The organism is Spinactinospora alkalitolerans (assembly GCF_013408795.1).
Taxonomy (GTDB): domain Bacteria; phylum Actinomycetota; class Actinomycetes; order Streptosporangiales; family Streptosporangiaceae; genus Spinactinospora; species Spinactinospora alkalitolerans.
Genome location: NZ_JACCCC010000001.1, coordinates 2,577,394 through 2,594,141, shown reverse-complemented (window position 1 = coordinate 2,594,141; position 16,748 = coordinate 2,577,394). Strand labels below are relative to the sequence as shown.

General features: G+C 67.6%; 16 protein-coding genes and 1 pseudogene. 3 read left to right on the top strand and 14 right to left on the bottom strand.

Annotation, left to right across the window (positions count from 1 at the left end):
* Positions 1-84: 84 nt before the first annotated feature.
* The 7 genes from HDA32_RS11450 to HDA32_RS31385 form a co-directional block, all read right to left on the bottom strand.
* Positions 85-1,188 carry a YncE family protein gene (locus HDA32_RS11450; RefSeq protein WP_179643177.1) on the bottom strand — a complete coding sequence of 368 codons (1,104 nt, stop codon included), beginning with the start codon at positions 1,186-1,188 and terminating at the stop codon, positions 85-87.
* A gap of 159 nt (positions 1,189-1,347) precedes the next feature.
* A complete protein-coding gene (locus HDA32_RS11445) occupies positions 1,348-2,523 on the bottom strand; it encodes an acyl-CoA dehydrogenase family protein (RefSeq protein WP_179643176.1) in 1,176 nt (391 codons plus the stop codon).
* Positions 2,524-2,608: 85 nt separating this feature from the next.
* Positions 2,609-2,917 carry an SDR family oxidoreductase gene (locus HDA32_RS11440; RefSeq protein ID WP_179643175.1) on the bottom strand — a complete coding sequence of 103 codons (309 nt, stop codon included), beginning with the start codon at positions 2,915-2,917 and terminating at the stop codon, positions 2,609-2,611.
* Between the two features lie 2 nt (positions 2,918-2,919).
* Entirely contained in the window at positions 2,920-3,519 is a 600-nt protein-coding gene (locus HDA32_RS11435) for a flavin reductase family protein (RefSeq protein WP_179643174.1), read from the bottom strand.
* Positions 3,520-3,647: 128 nt separating this feature from the next.
* Complete coding sequence (locus HDA32_RS11430) at positions 3,648-4,493, bottom strand: alpha/beta fold hydrolase (protein ID WP_179643173.1); 846 nt, start codon at positions 4,491-4,493, stop codon at positions 3,648-3,650.
* Between the two features lie 5 nt (positions 4,494-4,498).
* Positions 4,499-5,407: a VOC family protein gene (locus HDA32_RS31735; protein WP_179643172.1), complete on the bottom strand. Its 909-nt coding sequence runs from the start codon at positions 5,405-5,407 to the stop codon at positions 4,499-4,501.
* Positions 5,404-6,576: an acyl-CoA dehydrogenase family protein gene (locus tag HDA32_RS31385; protein WP_179643171.1), complete on the bottom strand. Its 1,173-nt coding sequence runs from the start codon at positions 6,574-6,576 to the stop codon at positions 5,404-5,406. Before HDA32_RS31385 ends, HDA32_RS31735 begins: the two co-directional genes overlap by 4 nt.
* Positions 6,577-6,685: 109 nt before the next feature.
* Between HDA32_RS31385 and HDA32_RS11415 the strand changes: the two genes are divergently transcribed.
* The 3 genes and pseudogenes from HDA32_RS11415 (at position 6,686) to HDA32_RS11405 (ending at position 9,015) form a co-directional block, all read left to right on the top strand.
* Positions 6,686-7,351 carry a TetR/AcrR family transcriptional regulator gene (locus HDA32_RS11415; protein WP_179643170.1) on the top strand — a complete coding sequence of 222 codons (666 nt, stop codon included), beginning with the start codon at positions 6,686-6,688 and terminating at the stop codon, positions 7,349-7,351.
* 99 nt (positions 7,352-7,450) lie between these two features.
* Positions 7,451-7,582 (top strand): annotated as a pseudogene (locus HDA32_RS11410) (IS481 family transposase); the annotation flags it as partial.
* A 257-nt stretch (positions 7,583-7,839) separates the two neighbouring features.
* Entirely contained in the window at positions 7,840-9,015 is a 1,176-nt protein-coding gene (locus HDA32_RS11405; RefSeq protein WP_179643169.1) for an MBL fold metallo-hydrolase, read from the top strand.
* A gap of 201 nt (positions 9,016-9,216) precedes the next feature.
* On the opposite strand, the gene HDA32_RS11400 is transcribed toward HDA32_RS11405, so the two are convergent.
* From HDA32_RS11400 to HDA32_RS11370, 7 genes are read right to left on the bottom strand one after another with little or no spacing between them, the layout of a single operon-like run.
* Positions 9,217-10,560, bottom strand: coding sequence for an FAD-dependent oxidoreductase (locus HDA32_RS11400; protein WP_218882409.1), 1,344 nt, complete (start codon positions 10,558-10,560; stop codon positions 9,217-9,219).
* Between the two features lie 15 nt (positions 10,561-10,575).
* A complete protein-coding gene (locus tag HDA32_RS11395; protein WP_179643167.1) occupies positions 10,576-11,400 on the bottom strand; it encodes an aspartate/glutamate racemase family protein in 825 nt (274 codons plus the stop codon).
* A 1-nt stretch (position 11,401) separates the two neighbouring features.
* Positions 11,402-12,874 (bottom strand): FAD-dependent oxidoreductase, encoded by a 1,473-nt coding sequence (locus tag HDA32_RS11390; RefSeq protein WP_179643166.1) that lies wholly within the window; start codon positions 12,872-12,874, stop codon positions 11,402-11,404.
* Complete coding sequence (locus HDA32_RS11385) at positions 12,871-13,479, bottom strand: cysteine hydrolase family protein (RefSeq protein ID WP_179643165.1); 609 nt, start codon at positions 13,477-13,479, stop codon at positions 12,871-12,873. The genes HDA32_RS11390 and HDA32_RS11385 overlap by 4 nt, the downstream gene beginning before the upstream one ends.
* Before the next feature lie 38 nt (positions 13,480-13,517).
* Positions 13,518-14,288 (bottom strand): SDR family NAD(P)-dependent oxidoreductase, encoded by a 771-nt coding sequence (locus tag HDA32_RS11380; RefSeq protein ID WP_179643164.1) that lies wholly within the window; start codon positions 14,286-14,288, stop codon positions 13,518-13,520.
* Positions 14,285-15,676, bottom strand: coding sequence for an FAD-dependent oxidoreductase (locus HDA32_RS11375; protein ID WP_179643163.1), 1,392 nt, complete (start codon positions 15,674-15,676; stop codon positions 14,285-14,287). Before HDA32_RS11375 ends, HDA32_RS11380 begins: the two co-directional genes overlap by 4 nt.
* Positions 15,673-16,683, bottom strand: a complete 1,011-nt coding sequence (locus HDA32_RS11370) for an isocitrate lyase/PEP mutase family protein (RefSeq protein WP_179643162.1) — start codon at positions 16,681-16,683, stop codon at positions 15,673-15,675. Before HDA32_RS11370 ends, HDA32_RS11375 begins: the two co-directional genes overlap by 4 nt.
* Positions 16,684-16,748: the final 65 nt, after the last annotated feature.

Sequence of the window (16,748 nt, the reverse complement as noted above, 5' to 3'; positions counted from 1 at the left end):
ATCGATGGGCGGGAGGCCGCGGAAAGGTGGCTGCCCGGCCGGAGGCCGCTGTCGCGCGAGGGCTTTCCCGGGAGCGAAGGAGGGTCAGCCCGACGCCGGGATCCTGGCGATGTCGGTTCCGGCGACGCTTCCGATCCAGGTCTCGTCCCCGACGGGAAGGGCGGTCGTCGCCAACCTGAATACCTCGGAATCACTGTGGAACACTTCACGTCCTTCCATCGCGTCGGGGTCGATCTCCACGACACTGAAGCCGGCCGGGCATTGTTCGTGGTCGGCCTGGCAGGCGGTGAACTCGTCGAAGGAGCGCAGCGGCTGTCCGGTCACCAGGAGCCCGCCATCGGGCGACCAGCGAAGGTTGTCCGGAAGGAATTCCACTTCAGCGACGGACCGTTCAACATCGGAGTCCCTTGCCAGCCGGACGATCTCCCGCGACGTCCAGCTGGCCACGAACACCGCTTGCCCGTCCTCTGATATCGCTACGCCGTTTGGGGCCGGCATGGCGCTCCCCGGGACCTCCTCCCATCCTTCGTCGGGCGACCATTCGATGACTTCTCCCGTGTCCTCTCCGGCGAACATCTTCTCCATATCGCCGGGGTCTTCCGAGGACTTCATGTTGGTCACCACGATCCCATCACCGTCCGGGACCGCCGCCACTCCGTTCGGGAAGACGTTCGCCGGCATCTCCACGCAGCCGACCCAGACGCTTTTCGGGAAATCTCCGCTCACGTCCAGTTCGAACACCTCAACGGCTTCCCGGCCACCGTGATTGACGGCGTACAGGATATGGGCGCCATCGGCCTCCGCCTCGATGTCGAGGCCATGAGGTGAGGCGATGTCGGCATCCGGTGGTCCGGGGCACTCTCCGTAGGTCTCCTCGTCCCATTGCGCCGACTGCTCGTCTTGGGACCACACCTCCCTCATCTGATTCGATTCCGAGTCGATCGCGACGAGCCGGCCGGAGGCGCCGTGTTCTGAGGATTCGGGGTTCTCCGCCATGCTGCTCGCGATCACCCAGGGCGTGCCGCCGACCGAGACCAGGTCTTCTGGGCCGGCCGGACCGTCGAGGAGTTCAATGGAGCCGTTTCCTTCGCCCTCGGACCCCGCTTCCGGGGGTTCCTCTGCTGGGCTGCATGCGGCCAACAGCACGAGGAAGCTCGCTGAGATCAGATACGGCCTGCGGTCAACCATCACTCAATCTCCGTTCCGTTGGAACAGGGCGGGGGCCGAGGATCCGGATGGCCCGCCGCTCGCCCGTAACCGGCGACCGGGTCGGCGCTTCACCGGTGAAGGCGCTGGACGGCTCGCTCATGACGCTCTTCCTCTCAGTCGTGTGGCCGCGCGGATCGGTCACAAGTGGGTCATGGGGTGGTTCTGACTTCCCAGGTGTATCGCCGCGTAGGTCTGGCCGAGCGGATCGGCGACCAGGAACGCGTGGCCCACGGCCGCCATCACGTCCTGGTAGCGCTGATGTAGCGGATGGTCGAGGTAGGCGGTCCGGCCGCTGGAGACGCGCAGCAGCCGGGTCACCGCCGCACCGGCCTCTTGGGCGGACCGCGCCATGGTGTGACGGTGGTAGGCGCGCAGCTCCCGTTCCGGCCACTCCCCCGCTTCGGCGATCTCCAGCAGCTCTTCGGCAGCGCGGCGCAGCCGAAGCAGGCCGCCGTCGACCACATAGACCGCATCGGCGAGGTACTGCTGGGTCAGCGGGTCGTCACATAGAGAGCCGCCTCGGGGGGACTTGCGCTCACGGGTGGCCTCGATCCATGCGTCGGCGAACCCGCGCGCGGCGCCCAGCGCGCCGGCGGCGATGACGGAGTTGAACAGCACCGCCCACGGCAGCCGGTACAGCGGCGCGGTGTTGAGCTCTCGGCCGGGCAGCGGGACGCCCAGGTGGTAGGTGTAGTCGATGTGCGACTGACCGCGGTGTTCGGGCACGAACGCGCCGTCGACGACGATGTCGTTGCTGCCGGTGCCCTGGAGGCCCGCGGTGTTCCAGGTCTTGTCGATGGTGTATTGGTCGCGATCGAGGATGACCGAGGTGAAGTCGCCGACCTCGTGGCCGTTCCAGTCGCGGATGCCGACTACACCGCCCAGGATCACTCCGTCGCAGTGCAGGCAGCCCGAGGAGAACGCCCAGCGACCTGAGACGCGATACCCTCCGGGCACGCGGGTGACCTTGCCGGTCGGGGTGTAGGACGACGCCAGCGCACGGTCCGGGGTGTCGCCCCAGATCTCCTTCTGGGTCTCCTCGCCGAACAGTGCGACCTGCCAGGGATGTACGCCCACCACGGCGGACACCCAGCCGGCCGCAGGCGCCACCCGGCTCGCCTCGACCACTGCGTCCAGGAACTCGGCGGGGGAGGTCTCGCCTCCGCCCCAGCGACGCGGCTGGAGGGCCCGCAGTATCCCGGTCTCCTGGAGGGCGGCCCAGGCGGTGTCGGTAAGCCTGCCCTGCCGGGCTCCTCCGGCGTCCTCAGCGGCGAGGACGGGGGCGGCCGCACGCACCGATCCAACAATGGTCATCTCTTGACTCCCCTTTCCTGTAGTTATCACTACAGGGAAGATTGCAATTCTGTCCCAATACCCTGAAAGGGACGGTGATGTGTGGTTATGCGCCGCCGGCGCTTCGTCCGCCGTCGACCGGCAACAGCACACCGGTGAGATATGCGGCGTCACCGGAGATGAGAAAGGCGATCGATGCGGCGACGTCCTCAGGGCGGCACAATCCGAGCGGGAGCGTCTTGGCCGCGTTCCCCAATCTGGTGGGGAACGCACCGGCGACCGCTGCCGCGTGTGCACCATCGACGTCGGCGACGAGCACCCTGGCCCCTTCCTCGGCGAGGCGCGCCACCGTGGCGGCGCCGAAACCCGAGGCGCCCCCCGTGACGATCGCGACCCGGCCGGTGAAACGCGTCATGATCACCGCCCCGCAGCTCCGGCGGCCGGTGGCCCATTCACGGCAGAGCGCCTCCGGTAGCCGCCGTAATCGCCGCGGTAGAAGATCAGGGGTCCGGACGCTCGCTTCGCCCCGAGGTCGACGACCCGGCCCAGCGCGAGGTAGTGGTCGCCGAGCTCCTCCGCGCGATCCAGCCGGCAGTCGATCCACGCGGCCGCGTCATCGAGGATCGGGGCCCCCGAATCACCCGGCTCCCAGCCGAGTCCGGCGAACTTGTCGGCTCCCCTGGTGGCGAACAGCCGGCAGATGTCCTGATGCTCCTCCCCCAGCACGTTGACGCAGAAGGTTCCCGCCTCGCGGACCTTGGGCCACGTCGTGGACTCCCGGGTGGCGAAGAACCCGACCAGCGCGGGAGTCAGGGAGACCGAGGTGAAGGAGCCGACTGCCATCCCGACGGGAGCCTGCTCGTGCATCGCGGTGATGACCACGATGCCCGTTGGGTAATGGCCGAGCACGTCGCGGAAGCGGGCCGGGTCGATCGTCGCCGGCGCAGAGTGCTTCGGCCACTCCTTCCGTGTCCGGTCCGGTGGAGCGATGGCCGTCACGGGTGTGGATTTCGACATGGCGATCCTCCTTTGTCGGGAAACATGCGTCTCGAATGTGACGAGAAGTGGGAGGCGGATGGTGGCCGAGGAGCCGTGGCCGCGCTCCTCGGCCACCGATGGGCAGATGCGAAGGGTCCCGCTGGGCTCTACAGTCGTCCCTCAACGAAACCGGAGACCATGTTCTCGAAGCGCTCGGGGTACTCGATCTGGCTCCAGTGACCGCATCGGCCGATGACGACGAGCCGTGCGCTCGGGATGTGCTCGGCGAGGTAGTGGCTCGCCTCGATCGGCACGATTCGATCCTCCCGGCCGACGATGACGAGGAAGTCCTGCTCGATCTTTGCCAGGTCCTCCGGCGAGTAGGCCAGTTTCGGGCCGTCGTCGAACATCGCCAAGTGAGAACGCCGGACGTCCTCACGGGTGGCCCGCGGGATCCGGGCCGCCGCGATCTCGCCCAGCTTGTCGCCGAAGGAAGCGGGGTCGTAAACGAACATGGACAGCAGCTCCGCCATGTTCTGCTCGGTCGGATCGTCGTAGAAGGTGATCAGCTTCTTCAGGCCAGGGGTGGGCTGCAGCCCCGGTGCGCCGCCGCTGCCCATGAGAATGACCTTGCCGACCCGCTCGGGATTCTCGACGGTCATCTTCAGCGACATCATGCCGCCGTAGGAGTTGCCCACGAGGTTGACGCGGTCGGCACCCAGTTTGTCGAGTAGCCGCCAGATGGTCTCGACGCGGAGCTCGGTGAAGGCGATCTGACCGGCCGGCGGCGGATCCGGGTGATCGGAATCGCCGAATCCGAGCACGTCAGGCGCGATACAGTAGTAGCGGTCACCAAGGTCGGTGATGAGCCTTTCCCAGTTGGACAGCGCAGTCACTCCCGGGCCCGAACCGTGCAGGAATAGGAGGGGCTGCATCGATGGATCGCCGGCCGTGTTGACTCGCAGGGAGTGCTCTCCCAGCGAGATGTCGGTTGAGGTGATGGCAGCGGGCATGCAGATCAGAGTCCTTCGTTGACGGGGTGCAGGATGGCGAAGGGAAGCTCGTCGCGGTGGCGGGTACCGCGGTGGCCCCAGATCTTGGTCTTGGGGTAGGTCGCCGGCTCCCAGTTGTCGTCGTCGACGGTCACCCCGCCGGTGCCGTACTCGATGTGGAATCCCGCGGGCGAGTACAGGTAGAACGACGTCGTGAGGTCGTTGGTGTGCCGGCCCATGGTCAGCACGATCGGAACGCCGCGCTCCTCGCACAGGTCGTAGGCGATGCCGACGTCGTCGAGCGACCTCGTCTCCAGCATGAGGTGCTGGAATCCGGCCATCCCCGGCATCTCGGCCACCGCGAGCGAGTGGTGCCGACCGTTGCAGTGGTAGAAACGCGCGTTCAGCGGTGGGTCGATGATCCGGTCGGAGAGCCGGAATCCGAGAACGCCGCTGAAGAAATCGTCGGCCTGTTCGATGTCGGGCACCACCAGCACCCCGTGACCGAGGCCCTGCTCACCGGTGATGAATCCCGACATCGCCCGGCCCGGGTGGAAGGTGCCGGGGAGACGCACCTGGCCCCAGCTCAACTCGTGGCGGATGCCGAACGGGTCGTCGAACCAGACCATGCCCGCGACCGCGCGGTCGGCGATCTCCTCCGGGGTGCCCTCGTGCACCTTGGTCCCGTGGTCGGTTAGTCGCTGTGTAAGGGCCGCAAGGTCCTCCTCGGTGTGCACACCCCAGCCGATGTACTCCAGGGCGTGCTCGTCCCCGGGGTGGATCGACAGGCGGTGGGCGGCGTCGTCGGCGCGCAGGCGCACCGTGCCGTCCTCCCCCCGATCGGCGAGCTGCAGGCCGAGGACCTCAGGGCCGAACGTCAGCCACTCCTCGTAGCGGGGCGAGGAGAAGCCGATGTAGTTGAGTGCCTGAATCACAGTTGAACCTCCGGTGGGGTGGCGCCCAGCAGGCGGGCCCCGTAGGCCAGCCCGTTGGCGTCGGCGGCGAGGAAGGCGTGGCCGAGGGCGGTGACGATGTTCTGGTATTGGGAGTGCAGCGGGTGGTCGACGTAGGCGACCCGGCCGCTGGAGACGCGGTACAGGTCCGAGACGGCGTCGCCGACGAGTTCGCAGCCGCGGGTGATGTCCCAGCGGTACCGTGCCCGGGTCTCCTTCTCGATGTGCACACCGGCCTGGGCGGCCTCGGTCATTTCGATGGCGACGCGCCGCGTTTTCATGATCGCGGCGTCCAGCGTCCAGTAGGCGTGCGCCAGGTGCCGCTGGGTGAGCGGGTCCTCGCTCACGAAGCCGCCCCAGTTGGCGCGCCGTTTCCTGGTGGCCGCGGTCCAGGAGTCGAGGAACCCCTGGGCCATTCCGAGCGTCGGCACGGCAATGACCAGATTGAAGAACGTGGCCCATGGAAGCCGGTAGCAGGGCCCCGGGTTGGTCTCCTGACCGGGCGCCAGGACATCGGGGTGGTACTCGTAGCGGTGGTGGGACAGGAACCGGCGAGCGGGGACGAACACGTCGTCGACGACGATGTCCTTGCTGCCGGTTCCCCGCAGCCCTGAGGTGAACCAGGTGTCGTCGATCCGGTACTCCTCGCGCAGCAGGATGAGCGAGCCGTAGTCGGGGACGCGGGAGTCGCCGGCCTCGATCTCACCGGCGACACCGCCGAGGATCACGCCGCCGCAGTGGTCGCAGCCCGAGGAGAAGGACCAGCGGCCCGACACCCGGTAGCCGCCCTCCACCGGCTCGACCTTGCCGGTCGGCGCATAGGAGGAGGAAAGCATCCGCGTCGGATCCTCTCCCCAGACCTCCTGCTGGGTCTCCTCGGGAAACAGCGCCAACTGCCACGGGTGGGAGCCGACCACCCCGGCGACCCATCCCGCAGAGGGAGCCGCGCGGGCCACCTCGAATACGGCGTCGAGGAAATCGACGAGCGGGGTCTCCTCGCCGCCCCAGCGGGCCGGTTGCAGAGCACGCAGCACACCCGTGTCCATCAGGTGCTTCCACGTGCTGTCGGGCAACCGGCGCTCAGTGGAGGCCGAGCCCTCGTCCGCGGTGAACTCGGCGACCGACCGTCGTGCCCGATCGGTGATGGCCATGCAAACTCCTCTCATGTTCTGGAACGGTTGACCTACCCTGTAGTGATCGTTACACGTAGTTCATTGAGTGGCAACGTAAACCAGCGAGCGTGTGGTAGGCAAGAGGGTCGTGGAAAGAAAAACAAACAGGCGCAATCAGCTGAGCGACGAAACCCGTCGCCGGCTGCTGGACGCGGCCACAGAGATAGCCGCGGAACGGGGGTACGACGGAACCAGCCTTACGCTGATCACCAAACGCTCGGGACTTCCTGCGAGCTCGGTGTACTGGCATTTCGGCAGCAAGGATGAATTGCTGGCCGCAGTGATCGAGCACAGCTTCCAGGAGTGGCTGCCCGCGGTTCCGCGTTGGGCCCCCATGGAGCCGGGTACCGACCGGCGCGAACACCTACGCGAAGTGCTGCGCCAAGCCGGGCGGAGCCTGGTCGACCGTCCGGAGTTCATGCGGCTCGGATTGATGCTCTCGCTGGAACGCCGAGTGGTCGAGCCGGCCGCGCGGGCGCGGTTCCTGGAGATCCGCGCGATGATGCTGAAGGCCATGAGCGGCTGGTGGGAGTCAGCGCTATCCGAGGACGTCCTCAAGGAACGCCCCTCACTTCCTCTGCAGTTGGCCCGGTTGCACATAGCGACGTCGGACGGTCTGTTCACCGCCGCTCAGATCCCCGACGAGGGCTTCGATGTGGAGGAGCTGATGGAACTGCTCGCCGAAGCCCTCGACTCCGTGGTAGAGCGCATTGTCGCCGAACTCGCAGACGATGGCGGGGAAGCCTCTTCCTAGGGAGGTTTCGGCTCTGAGGTCATAGGTGGGGGCATGCGGCCAAGGTCCGGTCGGGAGCGCGTGCCGCCGGCGCCGCGCGCACGGCGACGGCCAACCTCAGTGGCACACCCGCTGACACCCACCGGGCGTCTGGCGCTGGACCGCTGCGTCGTCGATGACGGCTGGAGTCTGCGGCGGGCGGCCGGGCGCTTCCAGGTCGCCCCCACCGCCGCCAAGCGCTGGTCCTGCCGCTGTGGTCATTTTCGGGACCGAATATGAGCACAGCGGCAAGGTCGTAATGAAGATCCGACGGCCGTCCGCGTTCGTCTCCGCATTTCTTGGGCGGCTCCGCCAAAGAAGTGCGGACAGGGTCTTGCTTGTACGGAAAAGACCCCGTACCGTTCCCTAGAACGGTCACTACAGGTTGAGGCCACGGCCTCCCTGCCCCTTCTGGACTTCCCCGAATTCCGCCACACCCCGGCAACGGTCCCGTTCAAGGAGTATCCATCATGTGTGACGTCTCCCGTATCGCCATGTCCCGACGCGGCCTGCTGCGCTCCGCCGGCGCGCTGACCGGAGCGGCAATGAGCCCGATGCTGTTCAGCGGTTCCGCATCCACTGCCGACACCGCCGGCGACGCGGCGCGGTACAACACGCGGCTGGTGCTCCTGGGCACCTCCGGCGGTCCCATCTGGTGGGAGGACTCTGACCGTTCGGGTATCTCCTCGGCGATCGTCATCGGAGACGCCAAGTACGTTGTCGACTGCGGTGACGGAGCCGGACACAGTCTCCGGAAAGCGGGACTGCTCGGCCAGGGCGAGGGGCAGAATGACCTGCACGATCTGCGAGGAGTCTTTCTGACGCACCTCCATTCCGATCACATCTCCGATTATCCGGCCCTGCTGCTGCATGGTTTTGTCGGCGGCGGACTCGGTCGAGACGACAGGCCCGTGCAGGTTCACGGCCCGGGCCGCCGAGGGACGCTGCCCGAGGTATTTCCCCCGGATCGCCCCGAGCCGGACGTGGTCAATCCGGGGAATCCCTGGCCCGGTACCGCCGACATGACATCGTCGCTGATCGAAGCGTTCGCCACCGACATCAATGACCGCATATTCGACTCCGGCGCCCCCGACATCCGGGCCAGGGTCCAGGCGCATGACATCGTCCTCCCCGAAGGCGCCGGAGCGGACCCGAACGCGGCGCCTCCCCGCCTGGAGACCCCCGTCGAGGTGTATGAGGACGACCGGGTCAAGGTGACCGCGACCCTGGTCGACCACGGCCAAGTCTTCCCCTCCTTCGGCTACCGCTTTGACACCGAGGACGGATCGGTGGTTTTCTCCGGAGACACGACTGTGTCGGACAACCTCATCGACCTCGCCGCGAACTGCAACCTCCTCGTGCACGAAGTGGTCGACGAAGCCTGGGTCAGGGAGAGCATCGAGGGTCTGCCGGAGCCACAGCCCATCAAGGACGCCTACATCAATCACATGCTCGGTGCGCACACCACGATCGAGCAGGTGGGCGGCGTCGCCGAGGAGGCCGGGGCCGGCACGCTGGTGCTGAACCATTTCGTACCGGGCAACCTGCCCGCCGGGCGCTGGCAGCAGGCGGGGAAGGACTTCTCGGGCAGGCTCATCATCGGGGCCGATCTGATGCACATCGGTGTCGGCAGGAAGCACGATTGACCTCGGGCTCCCCGCCTGGGGTGGCAGACACCGTCGGCCGCGAGTGAACGTGCGCGGCCCGTGCCCCCTCGAAGCCGCTCTGTTCCCAGCGCGGCTTCGGACGTATGCGGTCGGCACCGATGCCGACCACCGAATCCGTCGGCATCGGAGGACGTCCGGTGGCGGAGGAGACACACACCGCCCAACCCCGCCAGCGGGTGCTCACCGCACGCAGGACCGGCCGGATCCGCTCTGCTCTGCCAGCGCGTTCCCGATCCGCCACCCCATTCCGAAAGCCGAAAGCAATCCGTTTCCCGAGCTGTAACCGGAGGATGAAGGACCGGCGAAGCCGGCAGCTGTGCCGCCACCGGCCCGCAGTCCGCGGATCACGTCACCACGTTGGGTCAGCACCCTGCCCTCAACGTCGACCATCGCGCCGCCCTGGGTCGCGAGAACACCGTGCGTCACCCACGCCGCGTAGAGTGGAGCCGCCAAGGAGCGTCCGTCGGCGACGTTCGACAACGAGGAGCGCACCGCTTCCGGCGGAAGCGCCAGCGCGCCGGTCAGGCTCTCCTCATCCGGATACCGGCGGAAGGCGCCCGCCTTGGCGGATTCCCGCATCAGCTCGGACCGCATCACCTGGGTCATCGCCTGTTCGTCCCACACGAGTAGCGCTCGCTCCCCCACCTCATGCTGCAGCACAGCGGCGAGCGCCGAATAGCCGAGCGACGTCTCCATGATGAAGCGCTTCCCGTCCGGCCTCAACAGCGCCGCGCCCATGAAGGGCAGTGCGGGGTTCAGTCGGGTGCCGTGACCCACGACGACCAGCCCGTGCCGCAGACAGGACCCCATGTTGCGCACCGCGGCGCCGAGTTCGGTCAACCAGGCGAGCGCGTCACCGGTGCTGGTGCTCACACCGCCGTAGAACGGCCGGCCGAGCTCGGCGCAGTGCTCGCGCATCAGGGAGGGATTCGCCCCGAAGCCGTCACAGGCGAGTACGACGTGACGCGCCCGGACCTCGGAGGACATGCCGTTTTGCGACACGGCGACCCCCTCGACTCCGGACGTTCCGCTGAGCAGCCCGACCACCGGGGCCCTGTCGACGAACGCGACGTTATCGAGGCGGTTCAGCGCACCCCGCAGGTGGCGCATCAGGCGCTGTCCGCCCCGCCGTCCCACGTCCGTGTGCAACCGTGGTACCGACATGCCCGCGCGCGGCATGTCGGTACCCAGCTCGATCGGATAGCCGAGCTCATCGGCCATCCACTCGACGTACCGCGGAGCCGATCGGCACACCGCCAGAACCACGTCGGAGATCGCATCGTCACCGCTCGCGGCCAGGATTTCCGCCGCATGCCGGTCCGGGGAGTCCTCGATGCCGGCCTCACGCTGGAACCGGGTGCCGCCCGCGGCCAGACTGCCACTGGATATCTGAGCGTTGCAGCCCTCGTTCAGGCTCTTCTCGAACACCGCGACGGTCAGGTCGGGGTCGCGTGCGGCACGGAGTGCGGTCATCGTGCCGCACGCACCTCCGCCGACAACGGCGACATCGACGTCCATTGCCATCACGGGTTCTCCTCTTCAAGAGTCACGGAGGCGGCCCCCTTGGCCGAGGGAGTCCAATCCGTACCATTGGCGGGCGCCATCAACGACGTCGCGCGGCGGCTGCGCGTAATGGAATCCGTTACGGGCCGGCCGCAGCCCTGTTCGCCGATGCTGTTCGGCCCGGAGCTCCGCGACCCTGAGACAGGTGCCGAGTGAGTCGATCACCGGTACCTCGTCGATCCGGGACACGCCTTGCTCGGCCAGGAAGACGTTCAGCGGCCCTTCCCCAGGGACGATCACGTTCGCGCCCTTGGTGATGGCCCTCCTGGCGGCGACGGTGAACGCCCCGATCAGGGGCCCCGGCTCGGCATAGGCGGCCATGACGTTGGAGAACTCCGCATCCACCTGCTCGATCGGGCCGACGATTCGGTCCAGACCGTAGGTGCGCATGTTCCGGCGGAGCTGAGGGGCGAGGGCACCGATGAAGTTCACGATCCCCACGCACTCGCCGAGCGCGGCGGCCATCAGCACCGAGGTCTGGCCGAAGGCGACCACTGGGATGTCGACGAGCGTCCGCACCTCCTCATAGGCCGTGTCCGGGACGGTGGCGATGAGGAAGGCGTCGTATCCGCTGTCCTGCGCCTCGAGCGCCGCGGCGACGAACTGCTCCCCGTGCAGCCCGCTGAGATAGGCGTAACCGATGTGCGTCCCCGGATAGTCCGAGGGGTAGGTGCCCGGCCGCATCCCATGGAAATCGACGGTGACGCCCGGGGCGGCCAGCGAGGTGAGGTGCCGTTCGAGCGCGTCCCGGTAGTGCGGCACGTCGTCGAGGACGGTGAAGCTCTGGTGCCAGATGCGCACGTCACACCCTCCTGCGACCGGCGGCGGCACGGTCGGTCCCCGTGATGGCCGCCCCCTCGCCTGCGATTCGGCCGAAGACGGCACCGCGCAGCACCGATGTCGATCCCGTGTAGTTCGTGTAGTAGAGGCCGGTGATCTCGCCCGCGGCGTAAAGCCCGGGGATCGGCTTTCCGTCCCGGTCCACAACCTCCGCGCGCGGGCTGGTCTTCAATCCTCCGAAGGTGAACACGTTGGCCGCCATAATGGGCAGTGCGTGGAAAGGCCCCTTTTCGATCGGGCGCGCCCAATTGGATTTTGCGGGGCTCAATCCGCGGGTGCCCAGACCGTCGGCAACGGAGTGGTCGAAGGCGCCACCGGGACAGGCCGCGTTGTAGGCTGCGGCGGTCTTCTCCAACGCCTCCGGGGGCACATCGATCCGCACCGCCAGCTCCGACAGTGTCGGTGCGCTGTAGGCGGGCTGATCGGTTCGGATGCTGGAGCCGATATTGGGGATGGACATTCCCTGGGAATCCAGGACCGCGTAGGCCATCCCCTCGCTTTGCCGCTGGATGATCCGAGCGATCCGCTCGTACCAGGCATCGACCGGTCCTGGGGCCTCATTGACGAAGCGCTCGCCGGCGCGGTTGACGAGAACACCGTACGGGAAGCAGAAGATCGCCGCCTCGGCCGCCCCTGAGCGCGGGTCCACCGGCTCCGCGTGGAACAGTGAGAAGTTCCCGGACGTCGCGGCGCCGACGGTGAGGGCCATCTCGATGCCCTCGCCCTTGTTGTGGTTCCCGCCGCGGGCGACCGGACGGGTAGTCAGCGCGTCTCGTCCGAAGTAGCGCGCCATCATCTCGGCGTTGCCCTGAAAACCTCCGCAGGCCAGCACGGCACGGCCCGTGAAAGTCCTGAGTCCGTCCGGGGTTGCGGCCTGGATCCCCTGCACGGCTCCGTCATTGAGGACGAGGGAGCGAGCGGTCGTGTCGAAGTGAAACACCGCACCCAGGGCACGCGCTACCGCGCCGAGGGTCTCCACGAGCGCCAGACCGCCACCGACCGGTGCCATGCGCGTGGTCGAGGTGGTCAGGAACGGCGTCGGCAGGTGCTCGAAGCGCATGCCGTGGCCCGCCAGCCACCGCAGGGTCCCTCCTGCCCGTTCGGAGAACGTCTCGACGATGTCGGGATCGATGGTGTGATGCCCGTGCACGAGACCGGAGCGCCGCGGCGCCTCGCGCACCGTCTCCTCGATCAGCCCTGGGTCGGGGTGGCCCATGAAGTCGCCGAGCAGAGCCTCCTCCAGGCCGTCGGCAGGCTCCTCCATGGACTTCATCCGCAGGAACGCCTCGGTATAGCGGGTGTTCCCACCGGTCTCGGATTCGGCGGAGCGTTCGAGCACCGCGACTCTGGCACCCGTCTCGCACGCGGCGATCGCGGCGGTGAGCCCTGCGATGCCGCCACCGACCACGACCACATCGTATTCTGTGTCCGTCATGCCATCTCCTCAATGATTTCGGCCGAGGAGCGGACCGTGGCGAACATCGGCATGATCCGTTCCATCGAGAACTGGTGCGCGTCCGCGGCGAACGAGGCGCAGATGTCTTCGATGACCGTCACCTGAAGGCCCGAGTCCGTCGCGTGCCGGGCGGCGGACTCGACCACGAGGTTGGTGGCGACTCCCCCCAGCAGGATGTGCCGGATGCCCTTCCCTGCCAGCACCTGCAGCAGGGGCGTCCCGATGAACGGGTCCACGCATCCCTTGTCCACAACGGGCTCGCCCTCCGCAGGCTTGAGGGAATCGACGATTTGCGCTTCGGGGGAATCCTGGAGCATGGCGCGTCCCTGGGGGTAGCCGTCGAAACGCGTCGAGCGGTTCGTGCGCAGCGAATAGGTGGGGTCGAAGGCCAGCCGGACATGCACGGTGAACAGTCCGGAACGGCGAGCCGTTTGGAGCACCGTGGAGGCCTTGCCGAGCACATCGCGCTCGGCGATCTGCTCCGCCAGGGCGGGGATCCGAGTGTGCGGCCCCTGCTCACACAGGGCGACCTGATAGTCGAGGAGCAACAGCGCCGCTCGCGGGGCGGTACCAGTGTCGGTCATTTGTGTCCGTTCCTATCTTCTATGGGGGTCGGCCGCGGTCACCAGGCCGACCAACCGCCGTCGACGTAGACGACCTGTCCCGTCATGTAGTCGGAAGCGGTCGAGGCCAGTAGCAGGAGCGGGCCGTCCAAATCGCGTTCCGGTGCCCCGAGGCGGCCGAGCATCGTGCGATTCGCGAACCAGGCGAGCCGATCGGGATCGTCGGCGAGCGGCGCCGTCATCTGTGTCGGATAGAAGACGCCGGGCGCGAGGCAGTTGACCGTGACACCGGACGGTCCGAGTTCTGCGGCAAGGGCCCGGGTCACATTGGCCACACCGGCCTTCGACGCGTAGTACGCCGACTCCGGCACCGGCCCGACCCGCTCGGCGTACACCGTGGTCAAGTTGACGATCTTGCCGGACCCTCGGGCCGCCATCCGGCTTCCCGCGGCCCGGCCCAGCAGCCATGTACCGGTGAGGTTGACCCGGACGACGCGCTCGAACTCATCCACCGACGTCTCGTCGTAGGGCTTGCGCAGCATCACGCCGGCCGCGTTGACGGCGACGTCCACTCGTCCGTGCTCGGCGATCAGTTCGCCGAAGAGCCGCTCGATCGAGGCGTCGTCGGTGACGTCGACGAAGTGGGAGGAGACCGTCTCCGCACAGGCCGTCGCCGTTCGAGCGAGGTCTTCCCCGCGCGATTCGAGGTCGGCGATCGCCACGGTGGCGCCCCGGTCGGCGAGTGCGATGGCGGCTCGCTCACCGAGGCCGCCGGCGGCGGCGCCCACGACGAGAGCCACGCGGCCGCTGAGGGCGAATGGGTCGGTCATGACGCCACCTCCTCGATCGCGCGGGCGGCCGCGGCGATGCCGGCGACACGTCCGAACACCGCCGCCTTCCCGATCGACGTGCCCGTCATGTAGCCGCCTCCGTGGAATCCGCCCATGACCTCACCGGCGGCGAGTAGTCCGCCGATCGGGTCGCCGAACACGTCCAGCACCTCGCAGCGGATGTTCACCGTGAGTCCGCAGTAGGTCGCCAGCACCACCGTGGACGAGGGCTGTGCGTAAAACGGCGGCGTGTCGAGGGGCGACGGTCGTCCCACCTGCCCCGACAGATGGGCGCGGGGCGGCTCGTGCGGACTTCCGACCGCGACCGCCTCGTTGTAGGCGCTCACGGTTCGCTCAAGGGCGCCTGCCGGGAGTTCCAGCAGTTCGGCCAGTCCGCTTATCGTGTTCGCTTTGACCAGCGCACCGTCGCGCTCGCGTTTCACGAAATCGTAGATCGGCACCTCGTCGTCGCCGGCGGCCATCACCTTCGCGTCGAAGACCTGATAGGTGACTCCGCCTGGCTGCGCCAGGCTCGCATCGCCGATCACTTTGTAGGGCAGCGATTCGTCAACGAAGCGATGACCGTCGCGGTTCACCGCGACGGCCCCTTTGTAGACCGCGAGAATGCCCGTGCCGCTCTCGCCGGGGACGGGCTCGGGGTGGATTCCGTAGGTGCCCTTGATATGGGGTGTGTCAACGAATCCCGCACCGAGCTTCCACGCCATCAACAGCCCTTCGCCCTGGCTTCCGGCGCCGCCCCCGCGCAGTGCCAGCCGCATCTGCGGTGCGAATCTCGCCAGAAGCCCCTGGTTTTGTGAAAAGCCGCCAGTGGCGATGATGACCGCGTTGGACGAGATCCGATGCCGCTCCCTCTCGAACGTGACCTCCACCCCCGTGACCTGGTCGGCATCAGCCACCAGCCGCTGCGCGTGCGCCCCCGTCACAACCGTTGCCCCGAGACCGGTCGCCTTCGCCAGGAGGGTGTCCAAGAGCAGCCTGGTGTCCGTCGGATGCGAGCGCGGCACGCTTTGCCCCGATGCGGCGTGCACAGTCCCGTAGCGGACTCCATGGCCCTTGAGCCATCGGTAGACGCCCAACTGCTCGCGGCAGTAGAGGCCGATCAGCTTCGGGTCATTGAGGTGCAGCCCGGTTTCGAGCAGGTCCCGCCGCAGAAGATCGACCGAGTCATCGATGTCCTGCCGCGCCTGTTCCTCGGTACCGGCGAAGGCCGACAATCCTGCGCTCAAGACGGTGCTGCCGCCCGTGTCGGATTGCTTCTCCAGCAGCAGCACCTTCCGGCCGGCCTCCGCCGCCGACAGGGTGGCGGCGCAACCCGCGAGACCACCGCCGAGTACCACTACGTCAACAGAGGTCGGCAGTGCGCTCATCGGATGCCCTCCTGATCGGACGAGGGACTCCAGGATCGGTCATAATGCCGCTCGGCCCGGGTGAACGCCGGGAGGTTGAACAGCTCCTGGCGCCCCTGCCAGGACACGATCCGGTCCGCATAGCTACGGGTCTCCCCCTTTTCCCGCAGATGGACCAGCGCCTGCTGCCCGGCGTGAATCGCGCTGCGCATCAGGTAATTGGCGAACAGCACGACCGAAAACCCCAGTTCGCCGTACTCATCGACCGTGAGCTCCGGCGTCTTTCCCCCCTCGACGACATTGACGATCAGAGGCACCTCCGGCAGTTCCTGCCCGACACGCGCCAGTTCTTCGACGGTGCGGGGAGCCTCGACGAAGATCGCGTCCGCGCCTGCCTCCGCGTAGGCTCGGGCGCGCTGAATCGCCTCATCGATACTGCCGGCGCTGCGCGCATCCGTGCGGGCGATCAGCACCAGCGTCTCGTCTTCACGAGCCGCCAACGCCGCCGCGATCTTGGCCTGCATGTGGCCGGTCGAGATGAGCCGGTGATCGTCGAAGTGCCCGCAACGCTTGGGCATCTCCTGGTCCTCCAACTGAATCGCCGCGGCGCCGATGCGTTCGAGCAGACGCACCGTGCGCATCGCCGACAGCGGACCGCCATACCCGGTGTCCGCGTCGACGATGACCGGGAGACCTCCAGCGTTGGTCAGCCGGCCCACCTGCTCAACGACCTCCGAAAGCCCGACCAGCCCGAGATCGGGAAGTCCGAACTGCACGTTGACCAGTCCGGCCCCGGTGGCGTAAGCCCCCTTGAAACCGGCTCGCTCCACCAGCCGGATCCCCATGGCGTCGGTGACGCCGGGCACGACCAACGGCTCCCGGGCGGTCAACCGCTCCCGTAACGCGAGCCGACGATCGTGCGCGCTCACGGACGGGCCTATGCCTGTCAGGCCGGCATGATCTGCCAGGCTGAAGGGCTCTTGCGCCGCTTCCCGCAACTCAGGGCACTCCTTCACCTCGTGCGCCATCCTCTTTGGAACAGCGTCGTCTGATTCCTCCGTGGTCCGTCCACCGCCCCCGGTTCCCTCCGTAC